Source organism: Ramlibacter sp. (genome assembly GCF_035706265.1).
Taxonomy (GTDB): domain Bacteria; phylum Pseudomonadota; class Gammaproteobacteria; order Burkholderiales; family Burkholderiaceae_C; genus Ramlibacter.
The window spans coordinates 1-2,562 of sequence record NZ_DASSVG010000339.1 but is presented as its reverse complement, the minus strand read 5'-3'; the positions used below and the strand labels follow the sequence as shown (position 1 = coordinate 2,562).

Sequence of the window (2,562 nt, the reverse complement as noted above, 5' to 3'; positions counted from 1 at the left end):
AGCTCGATCTCCAGCGGCCGCACGAAGGTGCCGAACATGTCCAGCACCATGGCCTTGCAGCCTTCCTCGATCACCTGCAGCACCTCCACGTTGACGAGGGTGGTGAAGACGACCGGCCGCCGGCCTTCGAACTCCGCGGTGTGGTTCACCTGCCGCACCACCTGGTGGGCCTTGTCCACCGAATCGATGAACGGCAGCCGCACGTGGCGCGGCTTGAACTCGAACTGGGCCAGGATGGCGTTGCCGAAGGTTTCCGCCGTGATGCCGGTGCCGTCGGAGACGAAGAAAACGGTGCGGGTGTGCAGGGTTGGCATGAAGTCCTCGCGGCGCCGCCCGGAACAGCCCGGCCGCCGCCTACAATGGACGGAATTATCCGAATTCCAGCGCCCATGAGCCGCCGCAGCCCATTCGAACAACCACAAAGCCCATCGGCGGGGCATGAGCCGTTGCGCGCACGCGCAGGCCAGGTTTCAACTTCCGGAGTCTTCCCACCATGTCAGCCCGTTTCAACGCGACCGCCCTGGTCGTTCCGTTTGAGAACCTGAGAATGTCCGATGTCGAGGTGGTCGGCGGCAAGAACGCCAGCCTCGGCGAAATGATCTCCCAGCTGCCCCATGGCGTGCGCGTGCCCACCGGCTTCGCCACCACGGCGCATGCCTTCCGCGAATTCCTGAAGCACGACGGCCTGGCGCAGCGCATCCAGCAGCGCCTGGCGACGCTCGACACCGAGGACGTGCGGGCGCTGGCGGCCGCCGGCGCCGAGATCCGGGCCTGGGTCGAGGCCCAGCCCTTCCCGCCGGCGCTCGAACGCGAGATCCGTGCCGAATTCGAGAAGCTCTCCGCCGGGAACGCGCAGGCCAGCTTCGCCGTGCGGTCCTCCGCCACGGCCGAAGACCTGCCCGATGCCTCCTTCGCGGGCCAACAGGAGACCTTCCTCAACGTGGTCGGCATCGAGCAGGTGCTGCACAAGATGCGCGAGGTGTTCGCCTCGCTGTACAACGACCGCGCGATCAGCTACCGCGTGCACAAGGGCTTCGCCCACGCCGACGTGGCACTCTCCGCCGGCGTCCAGCGCATGGTGCGCTCCGACCTCGGCGCCGCCGGCGTGATGTTCACCATCGACACCGAGTCGGGCTTCCCCGACGTGGTCTTCATCACCTCCAGCTACGGCCTGGGCGAGACGGTGGTGCAGGGCGCGGTCAACCCCGACGAGTTCTACGTCCACAAGCCCATGCTGCAGGCCGGCAAGAAGGCCGTGATCCGCCGCAACCTCGGCTCCAAGCTGATCCAGATGGTGTTCGCGAGCGACGCCGAGAAGGCCCAGGGCGGCAAGCTGGTGAAGACCGTGGAGGTGCCGCTGGAGCAGCGCAACCGCTATTCGCTCACCGACGACGACGTGCTGGAACTGGCCCGCTACGCCCTGGTGATCGAGCAGCACTACGGCCGCCCGATGGACATCGAGTGGGGCAAGGACGGCACCGACGGCCAGCTGTACATCCTGCAGGCGCGCCCCGAGACGGTGAAGAGCCAGGGCGACAAGACCTCCGAGACGCGCTACAAACTCAAGAGCAAGGGCAGCGTGCTGGCCGAGGGCCGCGCGATCGGCCAGAAGGTGGGAACGGGCCCGGTGCGGCTGGTGCACAGCACCGCGGAGATGGACCGCGTGCAGCCCGGCGACGTGCTGGTCACCGACATGACCGACCCCAACTGGGAGCCGGTGATGAAGCGCGCCAGTGCCATCGTCACCAACCGCGGCGGCCGCACCTGCCACGCCGCCATCATCGCGCGCGAGCTGGGCATCCCCGCGGTGGTCGGCTGCGGCAACGCCACCGAGGTGCTGCAGGACGGCACCCTGGTCACCGTCAGCTGCGCCGAGGGCGACACCGGCTACATCTACGACGGCCTGCTGGAAACCGAGATCACCGAGGTCAAGCGCGGCGCGATGCCGCCGATCAAGACCAAGATCACGATGAACGTCGGCAACCCGCAGCTGGCCTTCGACTTCGCCCAGCTGCCCAACGAAGGCGTGGGCCTGGCGCGGCTCGAGTTCATCATCAACAACAACATCGGGGTGCACCCGAAGGCGATCCTCGACTACCCGAACGTCGATGCGGACCTGAAGAAGGCCGTGGAGTCGGTCGCCCGCGGCCACGCCTCGCCGCGCGCGTTCTACGTCGACAAGGTGGCCGAAGGCGTGGCGACCATCGCCGCGGCCTTCTGGCCCAAGCCGGTGATCGTGCGCCTGTCGGACTTCAAGTCCAACGAGTACCGCAAGCTCATTGGCGGCAGCCGCTACGAGCCGGAGGAAGAGAACCCGATGCTGGGCTTCCGCGGCGCCGCGCGCTACATCAGCCACGACTTCAAGGAAGCGTTCGAGATGGAGTGCGAGGCGCTGGTGCGGGTGCGGCGCGACATGGGCCTGACCAACGTGCAGGTGATGGTGCCGTTCGTGCGCACCCTGGGCCAGGCCGAGCGGGTGACGAAGCTGCTGGCGCAGCATGGCCTCCAGCGCGGGCAGGACGAGCTCAAGGTGATCATGATGTGCGAGATCCCGAGCAACGC

At 67.4% G+C, this 2,562-nt stretch carries 2 protein-coding genes; one reads left to right on the top strand and one right to left on the bottom strand.

The features are described 5' to 3' along the window. Positions 1–305, bottom strand: a 305-nt coding sequence (locus VFM98_RS12275; protein ID WP_325110208.1) for a kinase/pyrophosphorylase, incomplete at its 3' end; no start/stop codon positions are given. 188 nt (positions 306–493) lie between these two features. Between VFM98_RS12275 and ppsA the strand changes: the two genes are divergently transcribed. Continuing rightward, the coding region (ppsA, locus tag VFM98_RS12270; protein ID WP_325110207.1) for a phosphoenolpyruvate synthase at positions 494–2,562 on the top strand (2,069 nt) is incomplete at its 3' end.